This window comes from Streptomyces sp. NPDC046261, from assembly GCF_040646235.1.
In the GTDB taxonomy this organism is placed as follows: domain Bacteria; phylum Actinomycetota; class Actinomycetes; order Streptomycetales; family Streptomycetaceae; genus Streptomyces.
The window spans coordinates 291,284-307,119 of the sequence record NZ_JBEYZU010000005.1; the positions used below are offsets into that span (position 1 = coordinate 291,284).

Annotated in this window: 18 protein-coding genes; 17 read left to right on the forward strand and 1 reads right to left on the reverse strand. The window is 73.6% G+C overall.

Annotated features, from left to right (window positions below; all coding sequences use genetic code 11):
- Positions 1–280 precede the first annotated feature (280 nt).
- The 9 genes from ABZ956_RS12710 to ABZ956_RS12750 are packed head-to-tail and all read left to right on the forward strand — an operon-like array spanning position 281 to position 7,061.
- Positions 281–541 (forward strand): acyl carrier protein, encoded by a 261-nt coding sequence (locus ABZ956_RS12710; protein ID WP_361891162.1) that lies wholly within the window; start codon positions 281–283, stop codon positions 539–541.
- Between the two features lie 37 nt (positions 542–578).
- Complete coding sequence (locus ABZ956_RS12715; RefSeq protein ID WP_361891165.1) at positions 579–1,811, forward strand: beta-ketoacyl-[acyl-carrier-protein] synthase family protein; 1,233 nt, start codon at positions 579–581, stop codon at positions 1,809–1,811.
- Positions 1,804–2,598 (forward strand): alpha/beta hydrolase, encoded by a 795-nt coding sequence (locus ABZ956_RS12720; RefSeq protein WP_361891168.1) that lies wholly within the window; start codon positions 1,804–1,806, stop codon positions 2,596–2,598. The genes ABZ956_RS12715 and ABZ956_RS12720 overlap by 8 nt, the downstream gene beginning before the upstream one ends.
- Complete coding sequence (locus tag ABZ956_RS12725; protein ID WP_361891171.1) at positions 2,595–3,557, forward strand: hypothetical protein; 963 nt, start codon at positions 2,595–2,597, stop codon at positions 3,555–3,557. Before ABZ956_RS12720 ends, ABZ956_RS12725 begins: the two co-directional genes overlap by 4 nt.
- Positions 3,554–4,675, forward strand: a complete 1,122-nt coding sequence (locus ABZ956_RS12730; protein WP_361891174.1) for a beta-ketoacyl synthase N-terminal-like domain-containing protein — start codon at positions 3,554–3,556, stop codon at positions 4,673–4,675. Before ABZ956_RS12725 ends, ABZ956_RS12730 begins: the two co-directional genes overlap by 4 nt.
- 19 nt (positions 4,676–4,694) lie before the next feature.
- Complete coding sequence (locus ABZ956_RS12735; protein ID WP_361891176.1) at positions 4,695–5,093, forward strand: hypothetical protein; 399 nt, start codon at positions 4,695–4,697, stop codon at positions 5,091–5,093.
- Positions 5,090–5,605, forward strand: coding sequence for a beta-hydroxyacyl-ACP dehydratase (locus ABZ956_RS12740; protein WP_361891179.1), 516 nt, complete (start codon positions 5,090–5,092; stop codon positions 5,603–5,605). The genes ABZ956_RS12735 and ABZ956_RS12740 overlap by 4 nt, the downstream gene beginning before the upstream one ends.
- On the forward strand, positions 5,602–6,351 hold the full coding sequence (gene fabG, locus ABZ956_RS12745; RefSeq protein ID WP_361891182.1) for a 3-oxoacyl-[acyl-carrier-protein] reductase: 750 nt from the start codon (positions 5,602–5,604) through the stop codon (positions 6,349–6,351). The genes ABZ956_RS12740 and fabG overlap by 4 nt, the downstream gene beginning before the upstream one ends.
- Positions 6,348–7,061 (forward strand): DsbA family protein, encoded by a 714-nt coding sequence (locus ABZ956_RS12750; RefSeq protein WP_361891185.1) that lies wholly within the window; start codon positions 6,348–6,350, stop codon positions 7,059–7,061. The genes fabG and ABZ956_RS12750 overlap by 4 nt, the downstream gene beginning before the upstream one ends.
- 47 nt (positions 7,062–7,108) lie before the next feature.
- On the opposite strand, the gene ABZ956_RS12755 is transcribed toward ABZ956_RS12750, so the two are convergent.
- Complete coding sequence (locus ABZ956_RS12755; RefSeq protein ID WP_361891189.1) at positions 7,109–7,882, reverse strand: amino acid racemase; 774 nt, start codon at positions 7,880–7,882, stop codon at positions 7,109–7,111.
- Positions 7,883–8,141: 259 nt separating this feature from the next.
- Between ABZ956_RS12755 and ABZ956_RS12760 the strand changes: the two genes are divergently transcribed.
- From ABZ956_RS12760 to ABZ956_RS12795, 8 genes are all read left to right on the forward strand, one after another.
- The gene (locus ABZ956_RS12760; protein WP_361891192.1) at positions 8,142–8,837 is read left to right on the forward strand and encodes a DUF4097 family beta strand repeat-containing protein; all 696 of its coding nucleotides are present in this window, start codon (positions 8,142–8,144) and stop codon (positions 8,835–8,837) included.
- Positions 8,838–9,044: 207 nt separating this feature from the next.
- Positions 9,045–9,974 (forward strand): 3-oxoacyl-[acyl-carrier-protein] synthase III C-terminal domain-containing protein, encoded by a 930-nt coding sequence (locus ABZ956_RS12765; RefSeq protein ID WP_361891195.1) that lies wholly within the window; start codon positions 9,045–9,047, stop codon positions 9,972–9,974.
- Positions 9,975–9,987: 13 nt separating this feature from the next.
- The gene (locus ABZ956_RS12770; RefSeq protein WP_361891198.1) at positions 9,988–11,418 is read left to right on the forward strand and encodes an ATP-grasp domain-containing protein; all 1,431 of its coding nucleotides are present in this window, start codon (positions 9,988–9,990) and stop codon (positions 11,416–11,418) included.
- The gene (locus tag ABZ956_RS12775) at positions 11,415–12,710 is read left to right on the forward strand and encodes a type III PLP-dependent enzyme (protein WP_361891201.1); all 1,296 of its coding nucleotides are present in this window, start codon (positions 11,415–11,417) and stop codon (positions 12,708–12,710) included. The genes ABZ956_RS12770 and ABZ956_RS12775 overlap by 4 nt, the downstream gene beginning before the upstream one ends.
- A 32-nt stretch (positions 12,711–12,742) precedes the next feature.
- Positions 12,743–13,018, forward strand: a complete 276-nt coding sequence (locus tag ABZ956_RS12780; protein WP_361891204.1) for an acyl carrier protein — start codon at positions 12,743–12,745, stop codon at positions 13,016–13,018.
- Positions 13,019–13,020: 2 nt separating this feature from the next.
- Positions 13,021–13,893 (forward strand): hypothetical protein, encoded by an 873-nt coding sequence (locus ABZ956_RS12785; protein ID WP_361891206.1) that lies wholly within the window; start codon positions 13,021–13,023, stop codon positions 13,891–13,893.
- Positions 13,890–14,609, forward strand: a complete 720-nt coding sequence (locus ABZ956_RS12790) for a hypothetical protein (RefSeq protein WP_361891208.1) — start codon at positions 13,890–13,892, stop codon at positions 14,607–14,609. The genes ABZ956_RS12785 and ABZ956_RS12790 overlap by 4 nt, the downstream gene beginning before the upstream one ends.
- A 10-nt stretch (positions 14,610–14,619) precedes the next feature.
- Positions 14,620–15,798: an acyl-CoA dehydrogenase family protein gene (locus tag ABZ956_RS12795; protein WP_361891210.1), complete on the forward strand. Its 1,179-nt coding sequence runs from the start codon at positions 14,620–14,622 to the stop codon at positions 15,796–15,798.
- The last annotated feature ends 38 nt before the right edge of the window (positions 15,799–15,836 follow it).

Here is a 15,836-nt window from a genome sequence, read left to right on the forward strand (position 1 = left end):
GCACGGGCCGGGGCAGTGGGCCGGGTGCGGCGAGCAGCCGCTTCGCCTCCGCCGGCGGGTCGCGCCGCGCAGGCGGGTGCGAGGACGAGCGTGAGGGTGACCTGTCATGAGAAGCTGACAGGTGATAGGTGGGATGTCAAGTGGCCGGAAACAAGCGGGCCTTGGGCGGCCAGGCCGCACTGACGGGACGTCAGTCACCGGTCAGTTGCACGTCAGTTCCGCGTCAGCGGCGCCACGAATAATTCTGGCAATCCGCCGTACGCATTCACCTGGAGGCGAAATGCCCAGCACGGTCGTCATCACCGCCGAGCAGCGCGCCCAGATCAAGGAAATCGTCTGCGAGATTCTCGAGATCGAGGCCGCCGAGGTGACCGACACCAGCCTCTTCAAGGAGGACCACAACGCCGACTCGCTCGGGGCGATCGAAATCCTCTCCTCCCTGGAGCGCACCTTCGACATCGAGATCGACCAGGCCGAGCTGACCCGCATGGTCAACCTCGACGGCGTGGTCGCCGTCGTCCAGGAAAGCCTGGCCAAGTAACCCGTTGCCGAGCAGAGTTGACCGAGGGGAGGCTGTGGTGAGCAGCGAGAGGGCGGCACCGCGCCGGGTCGTCATCACGGGGCTGGGCGCGGTCACCAGCATCGGCACGGGCCCCGCGGAATTCCTCGCCGGGCTCCGCACCGGCCGCAGCGGCGTCAAGCCGATCACGTCGTTCGACACGACCGGCTACGCGCACGCCAACGGCTGCGAGATCGACGACTTCGACCCGGCCGAGTGGATCGGGCACATCGACCCGCACACCCTCGGCCGGGCCAGTCAGTTCTCCGTCGCCGCGGCCGGCATGGCCGTCTCCGACGCCGGAATGGAGCGGGCCGCACTGCGCCGGCGCCGGGTCCTGGTCGCCGTCGGCACCACCGACGGCGAATCACGCGACCTCGACGAACTGATGGGCAGGCAACTGGGTACCGGCCCCGAGGGGCTCGATCCCGTCGTGGCCCGCCGCACGCCCGCCGGCCAGCTCTCCGGCAGCATCGCGGCGGAACTGGCCCTCACCGACGTGCAGGCCGTCACCATCCCGACCGCCTGCGCCGCCGGCAACTACGCCATCGGCTCCGGCTTCGACGCCATCCGGGCCGGCGAGGTGGACATCGCCCTGGCCGGCGGCGCGGACGCGGTGTGCCGCAAGACCTTCACCGGCTTCTACCGGCTCGGCACCATCGCCCCCGAGGTCAGCCAGCCCTTCGACGTGGACCGCAAGGGCATCCTCACCGGCGAGGGCGCGGGCATCCTCTTCATGGAGAGCCTGGGCTCCGCCCTGGAGCGCGGCGCCCGGATCTACGCCGAGGTGCTCGGCTACGGACTGAACTGCGACGCCCACCACCCGGTGGCCCCCGACCAGGACAGCCTCGCCGCCTGCATGGAACTGGCCCACCGCAACGCCGGCGTGAAGCCCGAGGACATCGACTTCATCTCGGCGCACGGCACCGGCACCAAGGCCAACGACGTGACCGAGGCCGGGGCCATCCGCCAGGTGTTCCCCGAACCGCCGCCGACCGTGTCCATCAAGTCCATGCTCGGCCACACCATGGGCGCCGCCAGCGCCCTGGCCTCGGCCGCCTGCGCCCTGGCCATCACCGAGGGGTTCATCCCGCCCACCATCAACCACCGGCACACCGACCCGGAGTGCGGCCTGGACCCGGTGCCCAACCACGCCCGCCCCGCCGAGGTGCGCATCGTGCAGAACAACGCGCTGGCCTTCGCGGGCAACAACGCCGTGCTGATCCTCGGCGCCTGCCGGCCGCATGACTGAGGTCGTCGCGCGGCTGCGCCGGCCCGCGGACTCGGGCGATCCGGTACGCGTCCTGCTGCTGCACGGCCTGGGCGGCAGGGCCACGGTGTGGGACCCGTTCGCGCGACGGGCCGAGGGGCGCTACGAGCTGTGGGCCGCGGACCTGCCCTGGCGGGCGATGTCCGACAACCGCGGCTGGGCCGCGCACCCCGACCCGGCGCGCTACCTCGTCGACCTGGTGGGCGAGGAGTACGACGCGGTGGTGGCCCACTCCTACGCGGCGAACCTGCTGACCGAGGCCACCGCGGCCGGCCGGATCGCCCCCCGGCCGACCGTGGTGATCAGCCCCTTCCACCGCGCCAGCCCCCGCGACTTCGACTGGTCGGTGATCTCGTACTACCTCAACGACTTCCACCGCGTCTTCCAGGAGGCGCTGGAGGTCGGCGAGACCCGACGGTACGCGAAGGCGCACCGCGACTGGATGGCGCTCAGGCTGCGCGACCAGGTCGGGCCCTACGGCTGGGTGCGGTTCTTCGACACCTATCTGCGCTCGCCCTTCCTCGACCTGGGCGCCGTCCGCTCCCCCCTGCTCGTGCTGTCCGGGGAGAAGGACATCGCGGCCCGGCCCGAGGACGGCCGTGCCCTCGCCGCCGGCGTGCCGCGGGCCCGCTTCGAGACGGTCGCCGGCTGCGGCCACTTCCCGATGGTGGAGCGGCCCGGGCTCGTCACCCGACTGGTGTGCGACTTCCTGAGCGCCGCCCTGCCCCCCGCCGCCGTATCCCCTTCCTCCCGACTGGAGATGTCATGAGCACCAGCACCACCGCGCCGGACGGCACGACCCGGCTGGAGATCCGGCCCCGCTACGAGGGGTCGAACATCTGCACCTGGATCGGCTTCAAGCACGTCAACTACATGGTGGAGGAAGCGGTCTACGACCACCTGCGGCAGCGCGGGTTCCCGGCCGGCCGGCTGTACGAGCGCCATGGCCTGGGCGTCGACATCACCGACATCGACACCAAGATCAAGACCGCGTTCCACATCGACGACCTCGCCACCGCCACCGTGCGCCCGGCCCCCGCCAAGGGCGACGGACTGCGGTTCCTCGTCGAGATGACCGTCGAGCGCGGCGGCGAGACCGTCAAGGCGGTGGTCTCCAAGGTCGCCGTCCAGCTGCGGCTCGACCCGCGCGGCCACTTTGCGCAGGAGCCGCCCACCGAGCTCGCGGAGCACGTCGTCGACCGGCTGGGCGCCGGCGGCGAGCCGGTCCGCGTGGAGCCGGGCGCCGACCCGCTCGACCGGCTGACGGCCGGCCGGAACGCCTTCGGCTGGGCCTGGCGCATGCCGTACTTCTACTGCCACTTCACCGAGCGCGTGCAGATGTCGGGCTACCTGCGGCAGATGGAGGAGATCGTCGACCTCTTCCTCGAGGACCGGGGCGTGTCCATCAAGACCCTGCTGGACGAGCAGGACTGGATCCCCGTCGTCCCGCACTCCAGGATCACCATCCTGGACGAGGCCCGGATGGAGGAGACGCTCTACACCGTCTTCACCGTCGAGAACGTCTTCAAGCGCTTCACCTACACGGCGCGCATGGACTCCTACGTGCTGCGCGACGGCGTGCTCGTACCGACGGCCACCGGGCGCATCACCCACGGCTGGGCCGTGATCGAGAACCGCCGCGACTGGAGCCTGGTCGACTTCGACGACCGCCTGCTCGACGCCCTGAACGGCAAGGAAGGCAAGACCGCCGGCCGGGGGACGGCATGACCGCCGCCACCGTGCGGCAGGAGCGTCCCGCCGCCGGCCCCGGCGCCGCCGGCGAACTCGTCTTCTCCGCCTGGTCGGCCGTCTCCCCCTTCGGGGAGGGCGCGGACGCGTACGCGGCGGGCATACGGGACGCCACCAGCGCCGTCCTCGACCTCGACCTCGAGGCGTATCCCGGGCCCTACGACCGGGCCGCCCTGGTGCCCGGCTTCAGCGCCGCCGGGGCGCTGGGCAAGAAGGGCACCAGGACCATGGACCGCGTCACCGCGCTCGCCGTGTCCGTCTTCGGCCGGCTGCTGGAGAGCTGCGGGACCGGACTGCCGGCACGCACCGAGCGGACGGCCCTGGTGCTGGGCACCGGCTCGGGCAGCGTGCAGAGCATCATGGACTTCACCCGGGACTCGCTGACCGGGGACCGCCCCTATCTGGTCGACCCGGCCCGGTTCCCCAACACGGTCATGAACCGGGCGGCCGGCCAGAGCGCCATCTGGCACGGCATCAAGGGCCCCAACACCACGATCGCCGGCGGCCGGCTGACCGGCCTGCTCGCCCTCGCCTACGCCGCCCGGCTGCACCGGGGCGGCCACTGCGACCGGGTGCTGTGCGGCGCCGCCGAGGAGTACTCCGTCCAGCGGTCCTGGCTGGAGTGGCACGCGGCGGACGGCGGCCCGCGGCCGCCGCTCGGCGAGGGCGGCGCCGCCTGGCTGCTGGAGCCCGCCGAGGAGGCCCGCCGGGCCGGCCGCCCGCCGGCCGCCCGCCTGCTCGGCACCCGCTTCCGCGCCTACCACGAGCCGGACGACGCCGGCCCGGCGCTGACCGGGTGCGTGCGCGCGCTGCTCGAAGAGGCCGCGGTGCGCGGCGAGGACGTCCGCGTCGTGGCCCCCCTCGGCACCCAGGAGGAGGAGGAGGGCGCGGTGCTCGCCGCCCTGCCCGACGACGCGGACCCGAGGTGGATCCGCTGCCGTCCGCTGCTGGGCGACACCTCGGCCGCGGCGACCGCCTTCCAGCTGGCGGCCGTGCTGGCCGCCGCCGGCGACGGGCACCTGCCCGCCGGCACGGCGGCCCTGGTCACCGGCATCGACCCGGACGGCACGGTCGGCTGTGCCCTCCTGGGCGGATAGCGGGAGAGGAACGACCACGATGCTCACCACACCACTGGCCGTCGTCGGCGCCGGGCCCCGGCCCGCGCCCCCGGCGGAGAACGACGGCACACGGCTCGTCCGCGCGGCCGTCACCGTCGACGCGGAAGATCCCTTCCTCGCCGGCCACTACCCGGGCTTCCCGCTCGTACCGGGCTTCGGCCTGGTGCAGTACGTCCACGACCTGGTGACCGGCGCCGACGGCGCACCGCCGCGGGCGGCCGGGCACGTCGTGCTGAAGAAGGCCCGCTTCCTGAGCCCGGTACGGCCCGGCCAGCAGCTGCTCATCGAGGCCCGCGTCGAGCGGACCGGGGACGGCGTGCGCGTCGCCGCGGGCGTCAGCGCCGACGGGCGCCCCGCCGCCGAGCTCTCGCTCCACTACCCGCGGGAGCCCGCGTGAACGGCACGGCCCGCATCAAGGGCGCCATCCCGCACCGGCACCCGGCGCTCCTGGTCGACCGCGTCGCGGAGGCCGAGCCGGGCCGGCGCCTGGTCACCCACAAGGCGGTCACCCTCGCCGAGCCCGGCTACCGCGGCCTCGGCGACGAGGCGGCCGACGAGGCGTACGCCTACCCGCTGGGGCTGCTGCTGGAGTCCTGGGCCCAGTCGGCGGTGCTGCTGGCCTGCTGGGAGAAGCCCAACTCCGACGTCCTGGCCGGGAACGTGGTGCTGCTGGCCGGGGTGCGCGACGCCCGGGCGCTGGCCCCCGTGTACCCGGGCTCGGTCGTCGTGCACGAGGTGCGCGTGGTCCGCGACCTCGGCGACGCCGTCATCACCACCGGCGGCAGCACCGTCGACGGCCGGCCCGTCCTGGAGGTCGGGCAGCTCACCCTCGCCCTGCGCGGCGCGGAGGTGCTGGCGCCGGGGGCGCCCGCCGCCGCACCCGCACCCCCTACCGACGAGAGGTCATGATGTCCGCAGACGAACGGCGCGTCGCCCTGGTGACGGGAGGCTCCCGCGGCATCGGGCGCGGCGTGGTGACCCGGCTCGCCGCCGACGGCTACGACGTGGCTTTCTGCTACCGCTCCCACCAGGAGGCGGCCCGGGAGGTGGCCAAGGAGGCCGAGGCCGCCGGCGCCCGGGTGCTGGCCCGGCAGGTGGACGTGGCGAACCAGGCGGAGGCCGAGGGGTTCGTGCGCGCCGCCGAACGGGAACTGGGCCCCGTCCACGCGGTGGTCTCCTCGGCCGGCATCGTCCGCGACAACCCGCTGATCATGCTCAGCGAGCAGTCCTGGCAGGAGGTGCTGCGCGTCAACCTGGACGGCACGTACCACATCTGCCGCGCGGCCGTGTTCGCCATGATGAAGCGCCGGGCCGGCACGCTGGTGACCATGTCCTCGGTGGCCGGGGTCTACGGCAACGCCACCCAGACCAACTACTCGGCCTCCAAGGCCGGCATCATCGGCTTCGCCAAGGCCCTGGCCAAGGAGGTCGCCCCGCGCGGCATCCGCGTCAACACCGTCGCCCCCGGCTTCATCGAGACCGACATGACCTCGGCCCTGACGGGCGAGGCCGCCGACCGGCTGGCCGCGCGCATCCCGCTGGGCCGGTTCGGCCGCCCCGAGGAGGTCGCGGACCTGGTCTCCTTCCTGGTGTCGGAGCGCGCCTCGTACATCACCGGGCAGGTCTTCGGCGTCGACGGAGGGCTGGTGCTGTGACCGCGCGCGCGAAGACCCCGCGGTTCTACTTCTCCCTGCGCAGCCCGTACTCCTGGCTCGCCTACCGCGAACTCCTCGAACACCACCCGGACGTGGCCGCCGCCGTGGAGTGGCGGCCCTTCTTCGAGCCGGACGAGCGCAGCGAGCGCATGCTGACCGAGCACGGCGGCTCCTTCCCGTACGCGGTCATGTCCCGCGCCAAGCACCTGTACGTGCTCCAGGACGTCAGACGCCTCGCCGCGGAGCGGGGCATCACCATGGCCTGGCCCGTCGACCGCGACCCGGTGTGGGAGGTCCCGCACCTGGCCTACCTGGTGGCGCTGCGCGAGGGGCTCGGCCCGCGGTACATCGCGGCGGCCTACCGCGCCCGGTGGGAGGAGGGGCGCGACATCTGCGACCGCGCGGTCGTCGCGGAGATCGGGGCGGGGCTCGGCCTGGACCCCGCCGTGCTGGCGGGCGCGAGCGAGGACCCGCGGCTGCGCCGCGAGGGCCTGCGGCTGCTCCTGGACATCTGCGAGGACGGGGTGTTCGGCGTCCCCTTCTTCGTGCACGGCTTCAGCCGCTTCTGGGGGCTGGACCGGCTGCCCGGCTTCGTCGCGCACCTGCGGGCGCGGACGGCGCCCGAGGCGGCGCTGCCGCGGCCGGCCGTGTCCGTGGCCGGGCTCGGCCCCCGCGCCACCGACGACGGCCACGCCGGCGGCTGCGGCTGAGCGAGCGGACGGCGGCCGCGGCCCGCACCGGGCCGCGGCCGCCGCGCTCAGACCGCGGCGCGCAGGTCGTGGCGCGGGGAGAAGCGCGCGGGCCCGTACAGGGCGCCGTTGCAGGCGCGGGCCAGCGCGGACAGGCTGGAGACGGCCATCTCCGGGGGCAGCGCGCCGCCCTGATAGGCGATCGGGAGCTCGGTGCAGGCCGCCAGGACGGGCACCTCCCGCCTCAGCCACAGGCTCTGCACGGCCGCGCGGAACGTGCGGGCCGCCTCCTCGATCCGGTTGGCCTTCACCCGCATGGCACTGTCGTGGATCAGCTTCTGGGTCCCGCCGTCCGGGATGTGCAGACGGTAGCCGAGCGCCGCCGCGCGCTCCTGGTACAGGCCGCTGGCCAGGGTGCCGGTGGTCGCCGTGAGCCAGCCGCCCGCCGGGCTCAGCCGCATCGCCTCCGCGAGCGTCGCGTCGACGATGTCGACGAGGGGGACCGGCAGTTCGGCGACGGTGCGGCCGAGGAAGGCATGGGCGGTGTTGCAGGGGATCGCCAGCAGCCCGGCTCCCCAGCCCGCCAGCGTGAACAGGCCCTCCCGCACCCGCCGCGCGGGCTCGTCGTCCCCGCTCAGCAGGGCGTCCGTCCGGTCGGGAATGCCGGGCTCGGACAGCAGGACGATCCGTGGGTGCTGCTGGTCCTCGGTCGCCGGCGCGCCCGCCGCGAGCAGGCGGAGGAACTCCGCCGTCGCCGTGGGCCCCATGCCACCGAGCACACCGAGAGTCTTCTCAGGGGTCCGCGTCACCGCTGCGGCGGACGACGGTTTCGTGGCTGCCATGCGACGAACTGTGGCCGAACGCGCTGACAGTGGGCTGATGTGCGACTGACCGTGAGCGGCAGGGAGTTGACGTACCTGCGCCGACGCGGTGCGCCGGGTGCAGCCCCCAGCGGGACCCGGGGGTTTCCCCCATGGCCGGGCCCCCGGGGGTGCGATAGCTTGGTCGAGCGTTGGACCCCAAAGGGTTCTCAACCACCAACTTCCGGAGATTTAGGGGTAATTCATGCGCCAGCAGTTCCGTTTCCTCGGAGCCATCACGGTGGCTGGGATCGCTGCCGGCGGGCTCAGCGCGTGCGGTCTGGCAGCCTCGGAGAGCTTCTCGGACGACGACGTGCTGAAGGACAAGATCACCTCCGTCCGGCTCGACAGCCGCTCCGGCGGCATCACGCTGCGCGGCCAGGACGGCGCCGGCCAGGTCTCGCTCCAGCGCAAGGTCGACTACAAGGGCGACAAGCCCGGCGGGAAGACCTACCGCGTGGAGGACGGCGTCCTGGTCCTGGGCGGCTGCGGCAAGGACTGCTCGGTGAACTACACGGTCGACCTGCCGGCCGGGCTCCCGGTGACCGGCAAGACATCCAGCGGCCGGATCACCCTCTCCCGCGTCGGCGCGGTGACGGTCGGCACCAGCTCCGGCGCCGTCAACCTGGACGACGTCGCCGGCGCGGTCGACGTGCACACCACCAACGGCCGCATCACCGGCACCGGGCTCAAGGGCGACGGCATCAAGGCCCGGACCTCCAACGGCAAGATCAACCTCACCCCGGCCAAGGCACAGGACGTCCGGGCGAAGACCTCCAACGGCGCCATCACGCTCACCGTGCCCGACGGCCGGTACAAGGTGACGGCGAAGACCAACAACGGCAGCAAGGACATCGGCGTCTCCAACGACCCGAACGGCCAGTACCAGCTCGACCTGACGACGAGCAACGGCGCCATCACCGTCAAGTCCGCCTGACCGGGCGGCGTCCGGGGCCACTGCCCGCCCCGGACGCCCCCCACGGCGCTGCCGCGCCGCCCGTGGCCACCGCGCGTGGCGGGAGATCCCCGCCCCGCACGGTGGCCACGCCGCGTCACGCGGCGATCAGTGAGGTGTCAGCCGACTGTCAGCGGCCTTGGCGAGTCTTGAGTGGGTCCGACCCTGCACTCAAGGAGGCCCGGCGAAATGACCTCGCTAGAAGCGGTGTCGAGTTACCTGCCACCGACCGTACCCGTCGCACGGCTGCGGGAACCGCTGGGACTGACGGACCAGCAGGTGCGCAGGTTCACCCGGCTCTACGGACTGGACCGGATCTGCCAGGCGCCCGACCAGTCCGAGACCGACCTGCTGCTGGCCGCGGCGGGGAAGCTGGAAGCCCTCGCCGGGCAGGAGGACCGGGTGCGCTACGTCGTGCGCGCCAAGGGGCTGCGCACCACCGCCCCGTACCCCCTCAGCCCCCTCCAGCAGGTGCGCGAGGCGCTCGGCCTGCGCCGGGCGAAGGTGTTCTCGGTGGCCGACCACGGCTGTGCGACGGGCCTGCTCGCCATCGACGTGGCCGGCACCCTGCTGGCCGGCGACGACGACCCGCGGGCGCTGGCCCTCGTGCTCGCCGGCGACAAGACCTTCACCCCCTTCTCGCAGTGGGTCGAGGACGTCTCGATCATGGGGGAGGGCGTGACGGCCGTGCTGGTCGGCGCCGACGGCGCCCGCGACCGGGTGCTCGGCTACGACGCCCGCATCCACGGCCGCGAGGACGGCGTCATCGACCTCGGCCCGGAGGGCAAGCGGGAGGCGACGCGCATCTACCAGGACGCCATGGCCGAGGTCGTCGACGGCGCCCTGCGGGCCGCCGGACTCGGCGTCGCCGACCTCGACCTCGTCCTGCCGCACAACGTCAACCGGGTCTCCTGGACGGTGGCCGCCGACCGGCTCGGCATCGACAAGGACCGCATCTTCCTGGAGAACATCGCCCGGACCGGCCACTGCTTCTGCGCCGACCCCTTCATCAACTATCAGTCCGCACGCGAGCTCGGCATGCTCCGGCCCGGCGACCGCTATCTGATGACCTCCGCGGGGCTCGGCCAGTCGTTCGCGGCGATGGTCCTCGAGCACTGAGGGGAAACGGCACATGGGTGGCAACAGCCCCGACCACAATTCCGACCACCGCTCCGATCACAGTCCCGATCACAGCCCCGGCTTCACCGAGCGGCTGACGACCGCGCTGACCGGATCGCCCGCAACGCCCCTGGTCTTCCTCGGCAACTTCGAGGTGGAGCAGCAGTGGGCGCGCGGCGAGCACACGCTGCCGCGTGTCTCGGCGGCGTCCGCCAACGCCGTCGTCAACCGCATGGACGAGTTCACCCTGCTCCTGGCCGGCGGGTCGCACCACGTGGTGCTCAAGGCCCGGCCGGACGAGGAGTACCTCGGCTACCTCACCGCCCTGGGCCTGGACCTGCCCCGGATGCATGTCGTAAGCCACCAGGAGCCGCAGCGCACCGTCACCGAGGACGCGCTGGCCGACCCGGCGCTGCTGCGCACCCTGTCCGGCCTCGCCGCCGGGGGCGCCCAGCTCGCCGTGCACGGGGTCTCCGAGGTGGAGGAGCGCCTCGCGGCCGTGAGCGGGCTGCCGGTCGCGGGCCCGGACGCGGCCACGTGCAAGGCGGTCAACAGCAAGGTCTACAGCCGGCGCCTGGCCGACGAGGCCGGGCTGCGACAGCCCCGGGGATGGGCCTGCCAGACGCTCGCCGAGCTCGCCGACGCCTTCGAGGCGGCCGGCGCGAGCGAGGGCGGGCGGTACGTGGTGAAGGAGGCGTTCGGCGTCTCCGGCAAGGGCATCGCGATGCTCGAGAGCCCACGCCGCCGCGAGCGCGTCCACCATCTGATCGCCCGGCAGGCCGAGCGCTCCGGGCGGAGCGCCGTGGCCTTCGTCGTCGAGGAGTGGGTGGACAAGCGCGCCGACCTCAACTACCAGTTCACCGTCGGCCGCGACGGGACGGTGCGCTTCGACTTCGTCAAGGAACTGCTCACCGAGAACGGGGTCCACAAGGGACACAGGATGCCCGCCGACCTGACGCCCGCCCAGTCGACGACGCTCAGGAGCGCCGCGGAGGTCCTGGGCAAGCGCCTGGCCGCCGACGGCTACTTCGGCGTGGTCGGCGTGGACGCCATGGTGGACCCGGCGGGCGAGCTGTACCCGGTCGTGGAGATCAACGCCCGCAACAACATGTCCACCTACCAGGCACGCCTGCAGGAACGGTTCGTCGGGGAGGGGCGGGTCGCCCTGGCCCGCCACTACCCCCTGCGGCTCGACGCGCCCCTGCCCTTCGGCGAGGTGCGCCGGCTGCTCGGCGGCCTGCTCCTGGAACGGGCGGGCGGCACCGGCCTGCTGGTCAACAACTTCGCCACCGTCAACGCGGGCTTCCCCGCCGACGGCACCCCCGGCGCACCCGTGGACGGACGCCTGTACGGGATCGTCGTCGCGGACCGCGCCGAAGACCTGCACGCCACCGACGCGGAGATCGCCGACCGGCTCGCCGCGAGAGGGGAGAACCGCTCATGACCACGAGTGCCGGCATCCAGGGGATCGCGATCTCCGAGATCGCACAGACGTACGGCACGCCGCTGTACCTCTACGACGGGGACGTCCTCGAAGGGCGGATGCGCGAGCTGCGCGCCCTGCTCGACCCCCGGCTGCAGATCTTCTTCTCCCTCAAGGCCAACCCCAACGTCGCCATCTGCGCCCTCCTGCACGCGCACGGCGCCCGGGCCGAGGTCTCCTCGGTCACCGAGCTGCTCACCGCGCGGCAGGCCGGCGTCGAGGGCCGGGACATCATCTTCCTCGGCCCCGGCAAGAGCCGCGAGGAGCTGGCCGCCTGCCTGGACGAGGGCGTCGCCGCGATCGTCTGCGAGTCCTTCCAGGAACTGGCGCTGATCGACGAACTCGCCCGCGAGCGCGGCGTACGGGCCGCGGTCGCCCTGCGGGTCAACCCCGCCTTCTCCGTGAAGGGCTCCGGCCTGACCATGGGCGGCAAGCCCCGCCAGTTCGGCATCGACGAGGCGCAACTGCTCGCCGACACCGGCCTCGTACGCCGCTTCCCCCACGTGCGGCTGATGGGCGTCCAGGTCTACATGGGCACCCGCATCCTCGCCGAGGACACCATCGTCGAGAACACCGCGCGCATCTTCGAGCTGGCGGAGCGGCTCTCCGCCGCCCTCGGCTTCGAGCTGGAGATGGTGGACGTCGGCGGCGGCCTCGGCGTCGCCTACTTCGACGGCGAGCGCGACCTCGACCTGCCCGTCCTCGCCGCCGGGATCAACCCCGTCCTCGCGGAGTTCGCCGACCGGCACCCCGGCACCCGGCTCGTGATGGAGCTCGGCCGCTACCTCACCGCCACGGCCGGCACGTACGTCGTGCGGGTGCGGTACGTGAAGACCTCGCTGGGCGAGCGGTTCGCCGTCACCGACGGCGGCACCCACCACCACATGGCGGCGGTCGGCATCGGCTCCTTCGTCAAGCGCAACTTCCCGATGCGCCTGCTCAATCGCGCCGACGACACGGCGACCGAGCACTGGAACGTCACCGGACCCCTGTGCACGCCCAACGACACGCTCGCCAAGAAGGCCGAGCTGCCCCCGCTGCGCCAGGGCGACCTGCTCGGTGTCCTGCGCTCGGGCGCCTACGGGCCCACCGCCTCGCCCGTGCACTTCCTCAGCCACGGCTATCCGGCCGAGGTGCTGGTGCTCGGCGGGCAGCCGCACCTCGTGCGCGAGCGGGACCTGCCCGCGGACCTGCTGCGCGGCCAGCGGCTGCCGGCCGCCGCCGCGCTCACGCGGCCGACCACCGCCCCCTGACCCCGGACCACCACCGAAAAGGACCGCACACCATGGCCGAACCGACCGTCACCGCCGCCGACCGCGAGCAGATCGTCAGCGGGATCTCCACCGCGCTGGGCGAGGTGCTCGACTACGAACTGCCCACGATCACCGAGGACTCCCGGCTCTTCGACGAGCTCGGCCTCGACTCCACCGGCGTCTTCGAACTGCTGATGCGGCTCGAGGAGACCTTCGGCATCGAATTCGACACCGACACCCTCGAGATGGCCCACTTCGCGAGCGTGCGCTCACTGGCCGACTTCGTCGCCACGGAACTGGGCGGCTGAGCATGGGCGCGCACACCGTACCGGCGCCCGCGCCCCCGGGCGACCGCTCCCGCCTCCCCCTGGGACTCACCCGCATCGTGCACCGGCGGTTCCCCGCCGGCACCTCCCGCATCGACGACGCCTTCTCCCGGCGGCACTTCGCCGACCTCACCGGCATCCACGGCGTCACCCACCGGCCCGACATCGCCGAGCGGGCGCGGGGCAACACCTTCACCACCATGACCCGCCGCCTGCTGACCATGCTGGCGCCGCAGGACCTGCCCGTCGACCTGGCCGTCGTCGCCCACGTCACCCCCGACCTGGACTGCCGGCTCGCCGCCGTCACCTGCCTGTCCGAGGTGCTCCCCGGCCGGCCCCAGGTGTTCACGGTCTCCGACTGCGGCTCGGCCGCCGCCTTCACCGCCCTGCACATCGCAGGCCGCTACGCGGCCCGCCACGACCACCACCGCGTCGCGGTGTTCGTCCTCGACCAGGCCACGCTGCCGTACGAGACCGGGGAGCACCTGGCCGGGGACGCCGGGGTCGCGCTGGTCCTCGGCGGCGACGGCCCCGCCGACGGCATACGGCTGCGCCAGCTCGCCGGCATCGCGCCACGGGAGGTCCGCGACGCCGTGCGCGGCATCCTCGACGAGCTGGGCTGCGACGCGTCGCTGCCGGTGGTCACCGGCCCCGGCACCGACCCGATCCGCGACCTGCCCCGGCACGCCGGCCGCATCGTCCGCTCCGCCGCGGGCTACCCGGCCACCGCCGCGCTCGCCGCCCTCGCCACGGACCAGCGCCGGCGCGAGGGGCGCGAGGAGCGGATCGCGGTGGCCGACTACGAGCCGCGCACCGGCGACCTCGCCGTCTGCCTCCTCGAACGAGGCACCGGATGACCACGGCGGCACCACGGGCGACGGACCCGCTGATGGAGTGTCATGACATCGCCCGGCGCGCGGGACTGGCCCCGGCGCTCACCGCCCTCGGCTCCCACGTCCTGCCCGGGCTGCTGCCGTGCGGGCCCGGCGGCCACACCATCGCCCCCCAGGACATCTACGCCCGCGCCGGCACGGTCTGGATCGCCGGGGTGACCCGCGCCCGCCGGCCCGGCCGCGACACCGTCGTGAGCACCGCCGACCTGCCGGGCGGCGGCGTGGTCATGGCCGCCGTGGCGGCCGACGGACCGCCGGCCGAGGACACGGCGGCCGGCGACGACGGACGCGCCCCCTACGCCCTGGGCCTGGTGTGGCTGCGCCTGGGCCTCTCGGAGGCCCTGCGCGACAGCTGCCTGAGCCACCTCGGCCGCCGGCGCACCGGCGACACCTACGTCCTGCAGCAGCAGATGGTCAAGGGCACCCTCGCCGACGTCCTGGTCGAACACCTCGAGGTCCGCGCGGTGCTGGAGGGGACGGAGCCCGAAGCCGCGCCGCCGGCACTGCTGCACCATCTGCACGGCCGGCTCACCCGGGCCGACCGGGAGCAGGTCAGGCTGCTGGGCGCCGCCGGCTACCTCACCGACAGCCCCGGCATGACCGCCTACGTCTCGGAACTGCTGGCCGAGGTCCACAGCACCGCGGACGACATCGGGGACTCGGGGGCATGGGGGACATGAAGGAGGAGACATGAGCGCGCCGGACGACCGGCTGGCCGCACTGCGCGGCCAGGTCCGCGAGTGGGGAAGGGACCTGCGCCCCCTCGCCCTGGAGATCGACCGCGACCCCGAGGCCATCCGGCGCCACTTCGACCTGCCCGCCGTCCGGTACCTGGCGACGATGGGCATCCCCGCCGCGTACGGCCACGAACCGGAGAAGATCGACGGACACCGCTTCCACGGGGACTCGGCCACCGAACGCGCCGTCGTCATGGAGGAGCTCGCCTGCGCCGACGTCGGCACGCTCGTCGCCGCTCCCGGCCCGCTGCTGGCCGGCGTCGCCGTCGGACTGCTGGCCGACGAGCGGCAGAAGGAGTGGTTCTACGGCCGGATGCTTCGCGAGCCGCTGTGGACCTGCTTCGCCCTGACCGAACCGGACCGCGGCTCGGACGCCGGCGCGCTGACCACCGCCCTGACCCCCACCCCGGACGGCGCCCTGCTCAGCGGGGAGAAGCGCTACGTCGGCAACGCCTCGCGCGCCCGGCTCGCCGTGGTGTTCGCCCGCAGCCGGCCCGGACCGCTGGGCATCACCGCCGTGCTCGTCGACACCGCGACCCCGGGCTTCCGCGCCGAACCCCTCGACATGATCGGCCTGCGGGGCGCGCGGATCAGCTCGATCGTCATGGACGAGGTGCCCGTCCCGCACGAGCACGTCCTGGGCCGGCACCTGCCGCCCACCCGGCGCGGCGTATGGGGCTTCGTCCAGACCTTCAACCTGCTGCGCCCGGGCGTCGCCGCCATCGCCGTCGGCATCGCCCGCGCCGCCCACGAGTACGTCGGGGCCCACCGCCGCACGCTGACGGCCACCGAAAGGCACCGCCTCGACGCGCTCGGGCGCCGCATCGACGCCGCGCGCCACCTGGTGCGCCACGCCGCCGCGGCCGTCGACGCACGCGGCGGCGACGGCCACCTGGCCTCCGCCGCGAAGCTGCGCGCCGCCCGGCTCGCCGAGGACGCGACCATGGCGACCTGCGCGTTCTTCGGCCCCGGGGCCCGGCTGGCGCACCCGCTGCTCGACAAGCTGGCGCGCGACGCCCGGGCCATGGAATTCCTCGAAGGCACCGCCAACATGCAGAGACTGAACCTTTTCCAGGGCCTGCTCGGCGGAAGGATCGACCGCGCCGCGCCGTCGCCCGCGGCGGCGATCTGACCCCAGGCCCCCCGTCATTGCCCATCAGTCCGGCGTCA